This window comes from Variovorax paradoxus (assembly GCF_009498455.1).
Lineage (GTDB): Bacteria > Pseudomonadota > Gammaproteobacteria > Burkholderiales > Burkholderiaceae_C > Variovorax > Variovorax paradoxus_H.
In genome coordinates, this window is the sequence record NZ_CP045644.1 from 5826743 (window position 1) to 5844054 (window position 17312).

At 69.6% G+C, this 17312-nt stretch carries 7 protein-coding genes; all 7 read right to left on the reverse strand.

Annotated features, from left to right (window positions below; translation table 11 throughout):
• Positions 1 to 57 precede the first annotated feature (57 nt).
• Genes GFK26_RS26930 through glgB form a run of 7 tightly spaced genes read right to left on the reverse strand, consistent with a single transcriptional unit; the run spans position 58 to position 17306 of the window.
• The gene (locus tag GFK26_RS26930; protein ID WP_153284647.1) at positions 58 to 5193 is read right to left on the reverse strand and encodes a malto-oligosyltrehalose synthase; all 5136 of its coding nucleotides are present in this window, start codon (positions 5191 to 5193) and stop codon (positions 58 to 60) included.
• Entirely contained in the window at positions 5183 to 7003 is a 1821-nt protein-coding gene (gene treZ, locus GFK26_RS26935; protein ID WP_153284648.1) for a malto-oligosyltrehalose trehalohydrolase, read from the reverse strand. Before treZ ends, GFK26_RS26930 begins: the two co-directional genes overlap by 11 nt.
• Positions 7000 to 9162 carry a glycogen debranching protein GlgX gene (glgX, locus tag GFK26_RS26940; protein WP_153284649.1) on the reverse strand — a complete coding sequence of 721 codons (2163 nt, stop codon included), beginning with the start codon at positions 9160 to 9162 and terminating at the stop codon, positions 7000 to 7002. Before glgX ends, treZ begins: the two co-directional genes overlap by 4 nt.
• Before the next feature lie 29 nt (positions 9163 to 9191).
• Positions 9192 to 9950 carry a mechanosensitive ion channel family protein gene (locus tag GFK26_RS26945; RefSeq protein WP_153284650.1) on the reverse strand — a complete coding sequence of 253 codons (759 nt, stop codon included), beginning with the start codon at positions 9948 to 9950 and terminating at the stop codon, positions 9192 to 9194.
• Positions 9951 to 9996: 46 nt separating this feature from the next.
• Positions 9997 to 13317 carry a maltose alpha-D-glucosyltransferase gene (treS, locus tag GFK26_RS26950; protein ID WP_153284651.1) on the reverse strand — a complete coding sequence of 1107 codons (3321 nt, stop codon included), beginning with the start codon at positions 13315 to 13317 and terminating at the stop codon, positions 9997 to 9999.
• Between the two features lie 30 nt (positions 13318 to 13347).
• Positions 13348 to 15405: an alpha-1,4-glucan--maltose-1-phosphate maltosyltransferase gene (locus GFK26_RS26955; protein WP_153284652.1), complete on the reverse strand. Its 2058-nt coding sequence runs from the start codon at positions 15403 to 15405 to the stop codon at positions 13348 to 13350.
• Positions 15402 to 17306 (reverse strand): 1,4-alpha-glucan branching protein GlgB, encoded by a 1905-nt coding sequence (gene glgB, locus GFK26_RS26960; protein ID WP_153284653.1) that lies wholly within the window; start codon positions 17304 to 17306, stop codon positions 15402 to 15404. Before glgB ends, GFK26_RS26955 begins: the two co-directional genes overlap by 4 nt.
• Positions 17307 to 17312 lie beyond the last annotated feature (6 nt).

The window sequence follows — 17312 nt, forward strand, 5'->3', positions numbered from 1 at the left end:
GCGCCTGCGCGGCCTCCACGACCACGTCGAGCCTTGCGATGAAGCGGATGCGGCCGATCAGGGCGACGTCCCCCCATGGAACGCCGCCCACGGCATCGATCGCAATGCCTCGGCCAGCTCGATGCGCCCGTGTCCGATCGACAGCGACTCGCCCGTCAGCAGGTTCTCGACTACGCCGTCGCGGACGCCGTCGGGCAGGCGCAGCGTGGTGCCGTTCCAGGCCTGCGCCTCGGGCAGCGCCGGCAGCGCGTCCTCACCGTCGGGACTGCGGCGCGACAGCGTGGCGAACAGGCGCCCCGTGACGATCACGAGCATCTGCCCTTCATGCCGGCGCGCAAAGGCCACGACATGCCGTGCCAGCGGCCCTTCGACCTGCAGCGGCTCGTAGCTGCCCTCGCGAAACAGCAGCGGCTGCGCGCGCCGCAACGACAGCAGGCGCCAGATGAACCACAGCTTGGCGCGGCCGTCGTGCGGTGACAGGGCCAACGCACGCACCTGCGCCGCCAGGTCGCCCTGCCCCGCCATCGCCTGCAGCGCCGCCAACCGCTCCTGGCGCAGCGCGTAGTCCACCGGCCGCCGGTTGTCCGGATCGACCAGGCTCAGTTCGATGAGTTCGCTGCCCTGGTAGAGGTCGGGCACGCCGGGCGAACCGTATTTCAGCAAGGTGAGCGTGAGCCCGTTCCAGGCGCCGAACCACGCCAGCGTGTCGGCCAGCCGCTGGATGTCGGCCAGGCAGCCGTTCGTGGCCGGCTCGGCCAGCAGCGCACGCACGAAACCTTCGAGGCCGGCCTCGTAGTCGGCATCGGGCTGCGACCAGCGCGTGCGCAGCTTGGCTTCGCGCGCGGCCTTTTGCATGTACTGCCAGATGCGGTCGCTGAAGCCCGGCGCGGTGCCGGCATCGAGGCCGCCCACCGGCAAGGTGCCCAGCAGCGTCTGGTAGAGCAGGTACTCGTCGGTGCGCGATGGCGCTTCGCCGCTGGCCAGCCTGCTTCGCGCGCTGCGGCACAGGCCGTGCCAGCGCGCGAGCGCCTGCATCCATTCCTCGGGCATCTCGGACAGCACGTCGATGCGATGGCGCACCTCTTCCGAGCGCTTGTTGTCGTGCGTCGAGGTCGCGAGCATCGTGTGCGGCCAGCGCCGCGCGCGGTCGGCGCTCGCCGCATGGAAGGCCTCGACCTCGATGCCTAAGCGGTCGGGCTCGCCGCCCACCTCGTTGAGCGCGCTGAGCGGAAAGTAGCGGTAGAACGCCGTGTCCTCCACGCCCTTGGCCGCCACCGGCGCGCTGAACTGCTGGAAGCGCACCGCGAAGCGCCGCACCTGTTCGCCCAGCGCGGCCGGGGCCGAGGCGACGGCCTCGCCGCGCAGCGCGCTGCGCACGAAGTCGAACACCGAGCGGTCGGCATCGCCGCTGTGCTGCATCGCCTGGTTCACGGCCTCGTTCACGGCCTCGTCGATGAAGCGCGCGTCCTGCGCCGAGGGGCCGTCGACGATGTAGGTCCGGTAGACCGGCATGCACGCGCCGACCTCGGCCAGCGCACGGCGCAGCGCATTGAGCGTGTAGTCGCGCGTGCGGCGGTCGGCCCGCGCGATGCGCAACAGCTCGGTGGAGAGCACGTTGAGTTCCGACGACAGCGCGTTGCGCATCACCTCGCGCCGCCCCGCGCGGCACACCGCGGCGAAGTCGTCGGTCTCGCCGGTGAAGCGTTGCCACGCATGCACCACGGCGGCCTCGGCCGTGGTGTCGACGAGCACGCCGTTGGCCACGTTCGCGAAGCGGTAGCCGGTGGTGCCGTGTACGTGCCAGCTGTCGGGTACCTCTTCGTGCGCGCCGGCGATCTTCTCGGCCACCACGTACAGCGGGCGCGCGGGGCGGCCGTCGGCATCGTGCGTGGGCAGCACCAGCCCGGCGCGGCGCGCATAGCCTTCCTGCAGCTTGCGGAAGTAGGCCGCCGGGTCGTACAGCCCATCGGGGTGATCGATGCGCAGGCCGTCCACCACACCGGCCGCCGCGAGGTCGAGCGCGAACGACTGCGTGGCCTCGAACACCTCGTCGCGCTCCATGCGCACGGCCGCCAGGTCGTTGATGTCGAAGAAGCGGCGGTAGTTGATTTCGTCCGCCGCCACGCGCCAGTGCGCGAGCCGGTAGGCCTGCGCCTCGATGAGCCGGTGCAGCGCATCGCGCGCCTCGGGCTGGGCCAGGTTCAGTTCGGCCACCGACGCCGCCAACGCCTGCGCGACGGCCGGATGGCGCTGCGCCAGCCGCGCGAGCCGGTCCTTGAGCAGTTCCTTGTCGCGCACACGTTCGGCCTGGGCCTGGGGATAATCCGTGTCGCGCGGCGGCAGGTGCCCGAACGCGGTCGACAGGCTCGCCAGGCGGGCGCACGCCGCCGCATCGCCCAGCCGTGCGAGCGCACGCTCGAGCACGAAGGGATAGCTCTCGGGCGCCAGCGGAAAGCGGTGCTCGTAGTAGCGCACGGCCAGGCTGCCGGTGTCGGCCTCGAAACGCAGCACCAGTTCGCCGTTGTCCAGCGCCTCGCCGTAGTGCACGCCCAGCACGGGCAGCAGCACCTTGCCGGTCAGCTCGACGTTGAGCGGCTGCCAGTCGATGTCGAAGTACGGTGCGAACAGCGAGGCCGGACCGTTCTCCAGCACGTCCATCCACCACGCGTTGTCGGCGCCGAACACGCCCATGTGGTTGGGCACCATGTCCAGCAGCTGGCCGAGGCCGTGGGCCTTCAGCGCCTCGACGAAGCGCGCAAAGCCTTCCTCGCCGCCGAGCTCGGGGTTGACCTGCGCATGCGCGACCACGTCGTAGCCGTGCATGCTGCCCGCGCGGGCGCGCTGGATCGGCGAGCAGTACACGTGGCTCACGCCGAGCTGCGCGAGGTACGGCAGCACGCGGATCGCGTCGTCGAAGCCGAAGCCCTTGTGGAACTGCAACCGGTAGGTGGCGCGCGGCACCCGGGTCTGCAGGCCGGGCGATTCGCCACCGGCTTCGGCCTTGCGCGGCCGCGCCGCCCGCAAGGCCTCGCCCAGTGCACGCATGCGCTCGCCGCCGACGAGGGCCGTGATTGGCTCGGGCAGCTTGCGCCGCCAGTTCGGGTGCGTGTCGACGGTGCCGGGCAGGTTGGCCTGCGCGACCACGCCGGCCACGTCCTCGAGCTGCACCATCATCAGCGCCGACGGCGTGGCCGCGAGAAAGGCGTGCGCCGCTTCCACGAGCCGCGCCGACGGCAGCGCGCCGCCCGCGGCCTGCGCCACCTCCTCGCGCGACAGCAGGCCCGCCTGCTGCAGGGCCTGCATCAAAGCGATGCGCTCCTGCGCGCGGTCCATGAGCTGTTGGTCGAACACCGCGGGGTCGGGAAACAGGTCGAGCGCGAGGCGTTCGCGCAGGTCGGCGGCGGTCCACCAGCCGGCGAAGGTCGCGAGGTCGTGCGTGCCGATCGCGACCAGCGCGGCGGCCGGGTAGGCCTCGGGCGGCTTGAAGCGGCCGACGTCGTGCTGCTTCTCGAAATACAGCAGGCGGTACGAGAGCACGTCGGCCTGCGCGAGCGCTTCGCGCACCGCGTCCTCGACCGTGCCGAGGTCTTCGCCCACGACCATGCAGCGGTTGCGGTGGCTTTCGATGGCCACGATGGCGAGCATCTCGTCGAGCGGATAGGACACGTACGCGCCCTCTCGCGCACTCGCGCCGCGCGGAATCCAGAACAGCCGCATCAGCCCCATCACGTGGTCGATGCGCAGCGCGCCCGCCCCGCGCATGGCAGCGCGCAGCGTCTCGATGAAGAAGCGATGCCCCTCGGCGCGCAGCCGGTCGGGGCGCAGCGGCGGCAGTCCCCAGCCTTGGCCGGCGGGGTTGAACTCGTCGGGCGGCGCGCCCACGCTGGCGCCCGGTGCGAACACCTGCTGCGCGCCCCAGGCGTCGGAGCCGGCGCGTTCCACCGACACCGCGAGGTCCATGTACAGGCCGATGCCCATGCCGAGCGCATCGCACCGCGCCGCCACGCGCGCCAGCTGCCGCGACGCCACCCACTGCAGGTACTGGTGGAACTGCACGCGCGGCGCATGCGCCACGGCAAACGCGGTCACCTCGGCGGAGTCGGGGTCGCGGTAGGCGGCGGGCCAGTCATGCCAGTCCCATGCGCCGCCTTCCCGTGCGAGGAAATGGGCCTGCAGCGTCTCGAACAGCGCGTGCTGGCGCAGCGCTTCGCCGCGCTCCGCGACGAAGGCCAGGAACGCACGGCCCGTCTCGCTGGGTGCGCCGTCCACCGGCAGGTGCCGTGCGCAGAAATGTTGGAAGAGCAGCGCGAGCACCTCGAACTTCGCCGCAGCCACGCCGGCGTGGTCGACCAGCGGGCTCGCGCGCAACGCGGCAAGCCGCGCCTGGAAGTCGGGCGACTGCACGCGCTCGCGCGCCACTTCGCAGGCCTCGAAACCCTCGACCGCCTCCACGTCGATGCACAGCACGTTGAGCTGCTGGCGCGACGACGGGCTGTACGGGCTCGCGTGCAGCGGCGTGCTCGCGAACAGCGCGTGCAGCGGGTTGAGGCCGATCACGTCGGCCCCCTGCGCCGCCATGCGCACCGCCAGCTCCTCGAGATCGCCGAAGTCGCCGATGCCCCAGTTGCGCGGCGAGCGCAGGCTGTACAGCTGCACGGCCGGGCCCCACACGCGTCCGCCGTCGCGCACCGCGGGCGGCCGGTAGCAGCGGCCCGGCGAAGCCAGCACGCGGGTTTCGCCGGGCAGCCCTTCGATGCGCAGGCCGTGGTAGCCGGCTTCGAGCGCCATCGGTATCTGCAGCGTGCGCTGGCACCAGGCGATGCCGTCGATGTCGGTGCGATCCGTCTCGGCAAAGCCGTGGGCATCGGCCTCGCCTTCCACCTCGCGGCCGTGCTCGTCCGCAAGCTGCCAGCGCAGCCGGTTCATCGATGCCGGCATGCGCAGCGGCACCGACCACGCCGTGCTGCCGGCCTGCACGACCTGCACCGGCGGCAGCGCCTGCGCCCAACGCGCGCGATGCGCGGCGGCCAATGCAGGGCCCGCATCGGCCGTGCTGTCGAGCCGCACGCCGAACTCGGCCAGCAGCGCGATCAGGCTGGCGGTGGAGGCTTCGCGCCGGACGCCGAAGGCGTCGAAGTAGCCGGTCGCGATGCCGAAATGCGCGCAGAGCTGGCGGAAAGCGTCATCCACCATGCAGCGCTTCCAGCGTCACGTGCACCGCGCCGCGCCCCAGGCTCAGCGTGCTGTCGCCGCGCGTCACGCCGTCGCTGTGGACCACCTCGCCGGGCAGCTCGGCGAGCAGCGCCACGGGCTGGGTTCCGAAGTGCGCCAGCAGATAAAGCCGTGCCCCGCCCAGGTCCCATTGCACCTGCAGCGTGCCGTTCTCGCAGCGCCAGGTGCCCGCGCCCGCCATGCCGCCGAGCCGGGGCACGATGAATCGATGGCGCAGCGCCAGCAGTTGCTGCACCTCGCACAGCCGCGCAAAGTGCGCGCGCGCGCCACGCTCGCGCCAGCGCAGCTTCGACGCTGCGAAGGTCGCCTCGGCATTCGGATCGGGAATGCGGGCGCGGGCGGCTTCGTCCGCGAACGCGGCGAAGCCGCCGAACTCCGCGCGCCGGCCTTCGGACACGGCGCTCGCCAGGTCCGGTCCGAAATCGCAGAAGTACTGGAACGGCGTGGAGGCCGCGAACTCGTCGCCCATGAACAGCATCGGCACGTGCGGCGACAACAGCAGGCAGGCCATGGCCGCGCGCACCAGCACCGGATCGCCCAGCGCATGGATGCGCTCGCCGAAGGCGCGGTTGCCGACCTGGTCGTGCGTCTGCAGGAACGACACGAAGGCCGTCGACGGCAGCCGCGTGCTCGGCTCGCCGCGCGCCTCGCCCTGGCGGAAGGCGGACGGTTGCCCCTGGTAGATGAAGCCCTCGGCCAGCGCCTGCGCCAGCCGGCGCACCGGGTCGTCGGCATAGTCGGCGTAGTAGCCGTCGCCTTCGCCGGTGACCAGCACATGCACCGCGTGGTGCAGGTCGTCGTTCCACTGCGCCGTGCCGGCCACGGGCCGGCCGCGGCCGTCGCGCAGCAGCATCGAGGCCTGGTTGGCGTCGTTCTCCAGCACCAGGTGCACGTGGCGCTCGCGGGCCGGGCCGTTGTTCAGCGCCTCGCGGATCTCATGCACGATGTGCGGCCGCGTCTCGTCGTGAATGGCATGCACCGCGTCCATGCGCAGGCCGTCGAAGCGGAACTCTTCCATCCAGTAGAGCGCGTTGTGAATGAAGAAATCGCGCACCGTGCGCGAGCGCGGCCCGTCGAAGTTGATGGCCGCGCCCCACGGCGTCTGCTTGCCGGCGTTGAAGAACTCGGGGCAGTAGCCGTGCAGATAGTTGCCCTCCGGTCCGAAGTGGTTGTAGACCACGTCGAGCAGCACCATGAGGCCGAGCGAATGCGCCGTGTCGACCAGCGCCTTGAGGTCGTCGGGCGTACCGTACGAGGCATCGGGCGCGAACGGCAGCACGCCGTCGTAGCCCCAGTTGCGCTGCCCCGGAAAGTCGGCGAGCGGCATGAGCTCGACCGCGGTGATGCCCAGTTCGGCCAGCGCGCCGAGCCGCGCCGTCGCCGCCTGCAGCGTGCCTTCTTCGGAGAAGGTGCCGACATGCAGTTCGTAGACCACGGCCTCTTCCCACGGCCGGCCGCGCCAGGCGTCGTCGGTCCATCGGAAGCGGCGCGGGTCGATCACGGCGCTCGGGCCGTGCACGTCGTCGGGGTTGAAGCGCGAGGCCGGGTCGGGCACGCGCGTGCCGTCGGGCAGGCGGAAGCTGTAGCGGTCGCCGTGCGCGGCATCGAGCACCGTGAGGCGGTGCCAGCCCTTGGCGTCGCGCGTCATGGGCTGCGAGGCCAAGGGATGCTCGAGCACGATCGCTTCGGCCGATGGCGCCCACAGGGCGAACTCGACGCCCTTCTCCTGCACCGTGGCGCCGAAAGGCATGGCGTGGGAATGGCTGCTCATGGCCGCACATCCGGCCGGCTCATCACGACGAGTGAGCGGCATTGCAGCGGATAGACGGGCTCGCCCCACGCCGGCGCGAGCGATGCGGCGTCGTCGGTGGTCGGCGGCGGCGAACTGCTGGCGGTGTCCACGAGCAGCCGCCATGCGCCGTGCGGCATCGGCGGCAGCGTGAAGGCGATCTCGTCGTGATGCGCGTTCATCAGCACCAGAAAGTCGTCGTCGTGCTGCGCCTCGCCGCGCGGCCCGCGGTCGGCAATGCCGCCGCCGGGGATGTACATCGCGATGCAGCGCGCGTTGGCGTCGTTCCAGTCTTCGGGGCGCATCTCGGCGCCGTCGGGCTTGAGCCAGTGCACGTCGGTGAGCGTTTCGCCCTCGGCGGGTTTGCCGGCAAAGAAGTTGCGGCGCCGGAACGACGGGTGGGCGCGGCGCAGCGCCACCATGCGCTCGACGAAGGTCGTGAGCGCCAGCCGTTCGGGCGTGGGCGCCCAGTCGATCCAGCCGAGCTCGTTGTCCTGGCAGTAGACGTTGTTGTTGCCCTGCTGCGTGTGGCCGCGCTCGTCGCCGGCCAGCAGCATCGGCACGCCCTGCGACAGCAGCAGCGTGGCCAGCAGGTTGCGCTTCTGGCGCTCGCGCAGGGCCAGCACCTCGGGGTCGTCGGTGGGGCCTTCGACGCCGCAGTTCCACGACACGTTGTGGCTGTTGCCGTCGCGGTTGTCCTCGCCGTTGGCCTCGTTGTGCTTGTCGTTGTACGACACCAGGTCGTGCAGCGTGAAGCCGTCGTGCGCGGTGATGAAGTTGATGCTCGCGGTGGGCCGCTTGCCCGACCAGCCGTAGAGGTCTTCCGAGCCGGTGACGCGCTTGGCCACCTCGCCGATGAGCCCGCCGTCGCCTTTCCAGAAGCCGCGCAGGCCGTCGCGGTACTGGTCGTTCCACTCGGCCCAGCCGAGCGGGAAGTTGCCGACCTGGTAGCCGCCGTGGCCCAGGTCCCACGGTTCGGCGATGAGCTTCACGCGGTTGAGCGTCGGGTCTTGCCGGATCGCATCGAAGAAGCCGCCGAGGTTCTCGACCTTGCCCGACTCGCGCGCCAGCGCCGAGGCCAGGTCGAAGCGGAAGCCGTCGACGTGCATCTCCTCGGCCCAGTAGCGCAGCGAGTCCATCACCAGCTGCAGCGCATGCGGATGCTCGAGGTTGACGGTGTTGCCGCAGCCGGTGAAGTCGTCGTAGTAGCGGCGGTTCTCGGCGTTGGCGATGTAGTAGCTGGCGTTGTCCACGCCGCGCATCGAGAGCGTGGGCCCGAGCTGGTTGCCTTCGCAGGTGTGGTTGTAGACCACGTCGAGGATCACCTCGATGCCCGCGGAGTGCAGCGACTTCACCATGGTCTTGAACTCCTTCACCTTGCCCGAGGCGCTGTAGCGCATCTCGGGGGCGAAGAAGGCCAGCGTGTTGTAGCCCCAGTAGTTCTGCAGGCCCTTCTCGGCCAGGTGCCGGTCGTTAAGGAAGCTGTGCACGGGCAGCAGCTCGACGGTGGTCACGCCCAGGCGCTTGAGGTAGTCGACCACCGGTGCGCAGCCGAGCGCGGCGTAGGTGCCGCGCAATGCGGGCGGCACGTCGGGGTGCGTCATGGTGAAGCCGCGCACGTGCATCTCGCAGATCACCATGTCCTGCCACGGCACCGAGGGGCGGCGGTCGTCGCCCCAGGTGAAGGCGGTTTCGAGCACGCGGCCCTTGGGCATGAGCGGCGCGCTGTCGCGGCGGTCGAAGGACAGGTCTTCGCGCTTGCTGCCGACCGTGTAGCCGTACAGCGCATCGCCCCAGCGCAGCTCGCCCACGAGGTCTTTCGCGTACGGATCGACGAGCAGCTTGTGCGGGTTGAAGCGGTGCCCCTCCTCGGGCTTGTAGGGGCCGTGCACGCGGTAGCCGTAGGCCTGGCCGGGGCGGGCCTCGGGCAGGTAGCAGTGCCACACGCCGTCGGTGCGCTCGCGCAGGGGAATGCGCTGCAGCTCATGCCGGCCGCGCTCGTCGAACAGGCAGAGTTCGACCTTGTCGGAGTGCTGCGAAAAGAGGGCGAAGTTGACGCCCTCCCCGTCCCAGGTGGCGCCGCGCGGGTAGGGTCGGCCGGGCCAGACGGCCGTGATCGTCGGATGGGTCTTGGATGTCATTCAGGGGCCGATGGGCGTGGAAAGAAAAATCAACGGGGTGGACGGTCGGTGGTGTCGAAGCGCGGCGGCGTGCCCACCGGCGTGACGGCGGGCGGGGCTGTCTTGCTGCTGCCGCTGACCTGCACCTGTTTGGGCCACCAGCGTTCGATCTGCGCCTTCGCCCAGTCCTTGCCTGCCAGGCCGAAGGCCAGCGCCAATGCAAAAACCACGCCGGCCAAAATCACGAGGAAGCTCTCGCGCACGATGTCGCCGCCCACCTTCACCTGGTCGAGCGCGATGAGGATCACGAAGGCCATCACCGCGTACTGCGCCACCTTCCCGAAGAGCACGGCGTCCTGCATCTTCACGCTGCGGAAATAGCTGCCCACGGCCTCGCCCACGAAGCGCGCAAAGTACGAGCCGAAGGCCAGCACCAGCAGCGCCACGAACACGTTGGGCACGAACCAGACGATGCGCCCCAGCAGGTCGGCGATGTAGCTCAGCCCCATGCCGTTGAAGGCGATGAGCAGCGAGGCCAGGATCACCAGCCAGTACATCAGCACGCCGAACAGGCTGCTGGTGTCGCCCTGGAACCCGCCCTGGCGCAGGAAGTTGTCCAGCCCCGCGCGCTCGGTGAGCACGTTGAAGTTGACGGCGCGCAGCGCCTTGGTCACGGCGAAGCGGGCCGCCTTGGCGACCAGCCAGCCGACGAGCACCACCAGCAGCCCGATCAGCAGGCGCGGAATGAAGGCGCCGACCTGGTAGAGGATGGCGCGCAGCGGCTCCAGGTGAATGCCGAAGTTTTCCATGGTGTGTCTTCCGTTGAGGTGGCTGGAGAGGGCTGCAGATGACGGGTCAGGCACGCGGCGCGTTGATCAGCGCGAGCACGCCGTGCAGCGGCACCTGGGCCCAGTCGATGCGGTTGTCGAGCTCGTAGCGCAGCTCGTACAGGGCCTTGTCGAGTTCGAACAGCGCGAGCAGCTCGGCGTCGATCGGTGCGCCGTCGACGCCATAGCCGCCCAGGAAGGCCTCGCGCGTGGCGCGCTCCCAGGCGATGGCCGGCGCGGCCAGCCGCTGGGCTTCTTCGGGGCTTTGCGCCACGCGGCGCAGCGCCGTCCAGCGCGCGTAGTTGAACGAGCGCAGCATGCTCGCCACGTCGCGCAGCGGCGAGCTCTTGGTGCGGCGCTCCTCGAAGCTGCGCGCGGGCTCGCCCTCGAAGTCGATGATGACGAAGTCGTTGTCCTTCACCAGCACCTGGCCCAGGTGGAAGTCGCCGTGGTAGCGGCTCTTGATGCCGCCGCCTTCCGCCGGTTGCCGCGCCTCGATGCCGGCCTGCAGTGCGTCGGCCGCGTCCAGCAAGGTGCGCGCGTCGGCCTGCGCGGCGCCGGGCACGAGGTCGAGGCGTTCACGCAGCAGCGCAAGCGTTGCCGTGGCGTCGCTCGCGGCCAGCGCCTTGAAGCTGGCGAAGTCGGCCGCCGCAAGCGGCTCGGGGTCGAAGGCGGCCGCGCCGGTGCGCGTGGCAAGCGCCTGGTGCAACTCGGCGGTGCGCCGCCCCAGCGTGGCCATGAGCGCCAGAAAACCGCCGTGCACCGCGGCCACCTCGGCGCCGTCGGGCGTGTCGGCTTCGGTGGTGGCCACGTCGCGCAGGAAGCGTTCGAGGTAGCCGAGCGTGTAATCCCAGCCGTCGCCCTGGTTGGCCACGTAGCTCTGCACCATCGCCAGCGTCATGGTGCGGCCGTCGGTCGTCAGGTATTCCAGCGCGCCGAGCACGGGCACGCAGTGCGGGTAGCGCGCGTCTTCGGTGAGGAAGCGGCCCATCTCCAGCTCGGGGTTGATGCCTTCGCGCACCTGGCGGTAGCCCTTGAGGAACAGCGTCTCGTTCAGCGCGATGACGGTGTTGCTGCTCACGCCGCTCGGGCGTCCCACGGCCAGGGAGTCGATGTCGACCTGCAGGTGCGCGAAGGCCGCGGTCGGCCGGAACACCAGCTTGCCGTTGGCGGTGGGCAGCTCGGCGCCGCTGGCGATGGTGCGCAGCAGCGCGCGGCAGAAGGCCTCGTCGTAGAAGGCGTCGCCCATGAGGCCGACCTGCGCCTGCTGGCGCACCTTGGCGAGTGCGGCCTGCGCCACGCCGGCCATGCGCTCCTCGTCGCGCTCTTCCCAGGCCAATGCGAGCGGCATGAAGTAGGTCGCGCCGCCGGTCGGGCCTTCGAGGTCGAGCAGCGCCAGCATCCAGCTTTGGCCGTCCACGTCCCACACGGCGTGGTCGGCCACGCGTGCGCGGCGGATGACTGTGCCCTTGGAGGCGTACCAGCGCTGGATCTCGATGTGGCGCGGCAGCGTCTCCAGCTCGAACTGGGCGCGCATGCGCTCGGACATGCCGATGCGCCACGGCATCACGCGCTCGCGGAAGAAGCTGGTCCAGCCGTCGAACAGGACGAGCGTGGGCCACTCCTGCAGCGCCACGCCTTCCTGGTGCCAGCTCGGTGCATCGGCCTCGGCCGTGAGCTTGAACCAGTAGAAGCCGTACGACGCCATCGTGAGCAGGTAAGGCAGCTCGCCGATGGGCGGGAATGGCGCGCGGCCCAGCATCTCGATGGGCACGAAACCCTTGAACTCCGACAGGTCGAGTTCAACCGGCTGTGCGGCGCGCGAGAGGTTGAACACCGTGAGGATCACGTCGCCGTCGTACTCGCTCAGGTACGCCAGGATCTTGCGGTTGCCCGGCTTCAGGAAGCGCCGCTTGCCGCGCCCGAAGGCGTAGCTGGTCTTGCGCACGGCAAGCATGCGCTTGGTCCAGTTGAGCAGCGAGCTGGCGTCGCGCGCCTGCGCTTCCACGTTGAGCGCCTCGTAGCCGAACATCGGGTCCATGATCGGCTGCAGGTAGAGGCGCTGCGGGTCGGTGCGTGAAAAGCCGGCGTTGCGATCGGGGCTCCATTGCATGGGCGTGCGCACGCCGTTGCGGTCGCCGACGAACACGTTGTCGCCCATGCCGATCTCGTCGCCGTAGTAGATGATGGGCGAGCCCGGCATCGACAGCAGCATGCCGTTCATGAGCTTGACGCGGTCCATGTCGTTTTCCATCAGCGGCGCCAGCCGCCGGCGGATGCCCAGGTTGATGCGCGCGCGCATGTCGGCCGCGTACATGGTGTACATGTAGTCGCGCTCCTTGCTGGTCACCATCTCGAGCGTGAGCTCGTCGTGGTTGCGCAGGAAGATGGCCCACTGGCAGCCCTCGGGAATGTCGGGCGTCTGCGCCATGATTTCCACGATGGGGTGGCGGTCTTCCTGCGCGATGGCCATGTACATGCGCGGCATGAGCGGAAAGTGGTACGCCATGTGGCACTCGTCGCCATCGCCGAAATACTCGCGCACGTCCTCGGGCCACATGTTGGCCTCGGCCAGCAGGAAGCGGTTCTTGTACTGCGCGTCGATCGCGGCGCGCAGCCTCTTGATCACCGCATGCGTCTCGGGCAGGTTCTCGTTGCTGGTGCCGTCGCGCTCCACGAGGTAGGGAATGGCGTCGAGCCGGAAGCCGTCCACGCCCATGTCGAGCCAGAAGCGCATCGTCTTGAAGATGGCCTCGAGCACCGCCGGGTTGTCGAAGTTCAGGTCGGGCTGATGGCTGAAGAAGCGGTGCCAGAAGTACTGCTTGGCCACCGGGTCCCAGGTCCAGTTCGAGGTTTCGGTGTCGGTGAAGATGATCCGCGTGCCCTGGTAGATCTGGTCGGTGTCGCTCCACACGTAGAAGTCGCGTTCGGGCGAACCGGGCGGCGCCAGGCGCGCGGCCTTGAACCACGGGTGCTCGTTCGAGGTGTGGTTGATGACCAGCTCGGTGATCACGCGCAGGCCGCGCTTGTGTGCTTCGGCCAGCATCTCGCGGAAGTCGTCGAGCGTGCCGTACTGCGGGTGCACGTCTTCGTATTCGGAGATGTCGTAGCCGTCGTCGCGCAAGGGCGACGGGTAGAACGGCATGAGCCAGATGGTGTTGACGCCCAGCTCCTTGACGTAGTCGAGCTTGGCGGTGACGCCCCGGAAGTCGCCCATGCCGTCGTTGTTGGAGTCGAAGAAGGCCTTGACGTTGAGCTGGTAGATCACCGCGTCGCGGTACCACAGCGGATCGTCGCTGGTGTCGATCTCGACGGTCTCGAGCGCGATATGGGAGACGGGTGCGTTCATGGGCGATTCGCCTTCCTGGTCTTGGAGAACTTAGAGAAAGTAGTCGAAGTCGCGCTCGTCGCCGTGGCGGCGACGCACCACGAAGATGTGCGCGGGCACGCTGCGGGGATCGAGTCGGATGTAGTGCCAATCGCCCTGCCAGGTGAAGCGCTGGTTGCTCAACAGGTCGTGCATCTGGAACGCCTGCCCGTCCTTCACGCCCACGCTCGCGGGCTCCAGCCCGACCCAGCCGGTCTGCACGTGGTGGGGGTCGAGGTTGACCACGGTGACGATCACGTTCTCGCCGTCGGGCGAGGCCTTGGCATAGGCCAGCAGCTGGTCGTTGTCGATGTGCAGAAAACGCAGGCCGCGGTCGCGCTGCAGCGCCGGGTTCTCGCGGCGGATGCGGTTCACCTGCGCAATGAAGGGTTCGAGGCTGTCCGGGTCGTCGTCGGGCCGGTGGCGCAGTTGGTACTTCTCGGAGTCGAGGTATTCCTCGCTGCCGGCGCTGCGCGGCAGGTGCTCGCGCCGTTCATAGGCCGGCCCGTAGATGCCGTAGTTGGCCGCGAGCGTGGCAGCGAGCACGAGGCGCGACATGTAGACGGCGGGCTCGCCGGTCTGCAGCTGCTCATGCAGGATGTCGGGCGTGTTGGGCCAGGCGTTGGGGCGGAAGTAGTCGATGCCGGGCTCGGTCGACAGCTCGGTGAAGTACGCCTGCAGCTCTTCCTTGGTGTTGCGCCAGGTGAAGTAGGTGTAGCTCTGCGAGAAGCCCAGCTTGGCGAGCCGGTGCATCACCTTCGGCCGCGTGAAGGCCTCGGCCAGGAAGATCACGTCGGGGTGCGCGCGCTTCACTTCGCCGATGACCCACTCCCAGAACGGGAAGGCCTTGGTGTGCGGGTTGTCGACACGGAAGATGCGCACGCCCTCCCCGATCCAGTGGTCGATCACGCGCTTGAGCTCGGCCCACAGGCCGCGCCAGTCCTCGCACTCGAAGTTGAACGGATAGATGTCCTGGTACTTCTTGGGCGGGTTCTCCGCGTACTGCACCGTGCCGTCGGGCCGCCAGCGAAACCAGCCGGGATGCGCCTTCACATACGGGTGGTCGGGCGCGCACTGGAAGGCGATGTCGAGCGCAATCTCCAGGCCGTGCTCGCCGGCGCGCGACACCAGGTGGCGAAAGTCTTCGGCCGTGCCGAGCGCCGGCAGGATCGCCGTGTGCCCGCCTTCGGCCGCGCCGATGGCCCAGGGGCTGCCCACGTCGTCGGGGCCTGCCTGCAGCGCGTTGTTGGGGCCCTTGCGCTGTTCGCGGCCGATGGGGTGGATGGGCGGGAAATACAGCACGTCGAAGCCCATGGCGGCGATGGCCGGCAGGCGCGCTTCCACGTCCTTGAAGGTGCCGTGCACGCCCGGCGCGGGGCCCGTCGAGCGCGGAAAGAGTTCGTACCAGGTGCTGAAGCGCGCGCGCTCGCGGTCGGCGAACAGCGGCAGCTCGACCGAGTGGCGCACCGCGTGTTGCCGGTCAGGATGGCGCCGCGCCAGTTCGGCGTATTCGTCGTCCAGCGCGAGCGCCTTCAACGACACCACGTCGGAGCCAGGGCTGGCCGCCACGGCATCGAGTTCGGTGGCCCAGCGCTGCAAGGCGACGCGGTCGGCACCCTCGGCGCGCGATGCGGCGGCGGCGATTTCGAGCGCGCCGACCTGCGCGGCAATGCGCACGTCGGCGGGGTCGACGCGCCGCGTCATCTCGCTGCGCCACGACTCGAAGGGGTCGACCCACGCGACGACGGTGTAGACGTAGCGACCCGGCGACGGCGGCGAGAACGCGGCCTCCCACACGTCGTTGCCCAGCGGCTTCATCGGCACTTCGCGGAAGTCCTTCTGCTCGTGCGCGCGCCAGCACAGCTGCACGCGCACCACGTCGTGGCCGTCGGTAAAACAATGCGCGCGCACTTGCACGCGCTCGCCGGCCACGCACTTCACGGCGAAGCGGCCGTGGTCCACGTTCGGCAGCACGGCATCGATGACGGCGCGAACCGCGCCGTCGGTCACGCCGATGTCGATTCCGTCGTTCGCTGCGGCGGCGGGCTTGGTCGAAAAGATGTTCTTCATCGGGCAACGTGCTCCAGGATCAGCGTGGACAGGGGCGGCAAGGTGAGGCTCACCGATTGCCTGCGGCCGTGGGAGCGCACGGGCGCCGCATCGACGCCGCCGAAGTTGCCCCAGCCCGAGCCGCCGAATTCCGTGGCGTCGGTGTTGATCACCTCCTGCCAGTGGCCGCCGAGCGGCACGCCCAGCAGGTAGTTGGTGCGCGGCACCGGCGTCATGTTGCTCACGACGAGCAGCGGCGGGCTGCCGTCGCTGGCCTTGCGCAGGAACGCGAACACGCTGGTGTCGGCGTCGTCGGCCGCCACCCACTCGAAGCCCGCCGACGAGAAGTCGACCTGGTGCAGCGCGGGCGTGCCGCGGTACACGCGGTTGAGCTGGGCCACCAGGCGCTGCAGGCCGCCGTGCCCTTCCTGCTCGCAGACCCACCATTCGAGTTCGCCGTCGTGCGTCCATTCGCGGCGCTGGCCGAACTCGCCGCCCATGAAGAGCAGCTTCTTGCCCGGGTGCGCCCACATGAAGCCGTACAGCGCGCGCAGGTTGGCGAACTGCTGCCAGCTGTCGCCGGGCATCTTGTTGAGCAGCGAGCCCTTGCCGTGCACCACCTCGTCGTGCGACAGCGGCAGCACGAAGTTCTCGTGGAAGGCATACACCAGCGAGAAGGTCAGCTTGTGGTGGTGGTACTTTCGATGCACCGGCTCTTGCTTCATGTAGGCCAGCGCGTCGTGCATCCAGCCCATGTTCCATTTCTCGCCGAAGCCCAGCCCGTCCATGTCGGTGGGGCGCGAGACGCGCGGCCACGCGGTCGACTCTTCGGCGATGGTGACGGTGTCGGGGTGCGCGCGGTACACGGCGCGGTTCAGCGTCTGCAGGAAGTCGATGGCCTCCAGGTTCTCGCGCCCGCCGTGGCGGTTGGGCACCCACCCGCCGTGGCTGCGCGCGTAGTCGAGGTAGAGCATCGACGCCACGGCGTCCACGCGCAGGCCGTCGAGGTGGTACCTGTCGAGCCAGAACAGCCCCGACGACACGAGGAAGCTGCGCACCTCGGGCCGGCCGTAATTGAAGATGCTGGAGTTCCACTCGGGGTGGAAGCCCTGGCGCGGATCGGCGTGCTCGTACAGGTGCGTGCCGTCGAAGAACGCCAGCCCGTGCTCATCGGTCGGAAAGTGCGAAGGCACCCAGTCGAGCAGCACGCCGATGCCCTGCTGGTGCAGGTGGTCGACGAGGTACATGAAGTCCTGTGGCGAACCGAAGCGCGACGTGGGCGCGAAGTAGCCGGTGGTCTGGTAGCCCCACGAGCCGTAGAACGGATGCTCGGTCACGGGCATGAGCTCCACGTGCGTGAAGCCCATCTTCTTCACATATGCGGCCAGCCGGTGCGCGACTTCGCGGTAGCCGAGAAACTGGCCGTCCTGGCGCTGCCACGAACCCAGGTGCACCTCGTAGATCGACTGGGGCGCATCGAGCGCGTTGCGCTGGCCGCGCGTGGCCATCCATTCGTCGTCGCCCCAGGCGTAGGCCAGGTCGCAGACGCGCGAGGCGGTCGCCGGCGGCGCCTCGGCGCAGAACGCGACGGGGTCGGCCTTGTCGACCGTGTAGTTGCCGTGGTGGGAGCGGATGCGGTATTTGTAGGCCTGGCCGGCTGCGGCGCCGGGCACATGCCCGTGCCAGATGCCCGAGCCGTCAGGGCTCGGCGCGAGCGGATCGGCATCGCCGGACCAGCCGTTCCAGTCGCCGACCACCGCGACCGACGCGGCATTGGGCGCCCACACCGCAAAGTCTGCGCCGCCGCCCTCTTCTTCATGGAGGTGGCAGCCGAGCAGGTCGTACAGCCGGGCGTGGGTTCCCTCCCGGAAAAGATAGACGTCCTGCTCGCCCTGGCGTGGTTGGTTCGTTGTCGTTGGCACCGGCGC

Bases quoted from the DNA above. Each gene is read 5' to 3' on its own strand.
- GFK26_RS26930 (WP_153284647.1), bottom strand. From the start codon at position 5,193: ATGGTGGATGACGCTTTCCGCCAGCTCTGCGCGCATTTCGGCATCGCG.
- treZ (WP_153284648.1), bottom strand. From the start codon at position 7,003: ATGAGCAGCCATTCCCACGCCATGCCTTTCGGCGCCACGGTGCAGGAG.
- glgX (WP_153284649.1), bottom strand. From the start codon at position 9,162: ATGACATCCAAGACCCATCCGACGATCACGGCCGTCTGGCCCGGCCGA.
- GFK26_RS26945 (WP_153284650.1), bottom strand. From the start codon at position 9,950: ATGGAAAACTTCGGCATTCACCTGGAGCCGCTGCGCGCCATCCTCTAC.
- treS (WP_153284651.1), bottom strand. From the start codon at position 13,317: ATGAACGCACCCGTCTCCCATATCGCGCTCGAGACCGTCGAGATCGAC.
- GFK26_RS26955 (WP_153284652.1), bottom strand. From the start codon at position 15,405: ATGAAGAACATCTTTTCGACCAAGCCCGCCGCCGCAGCGAACGACGGA.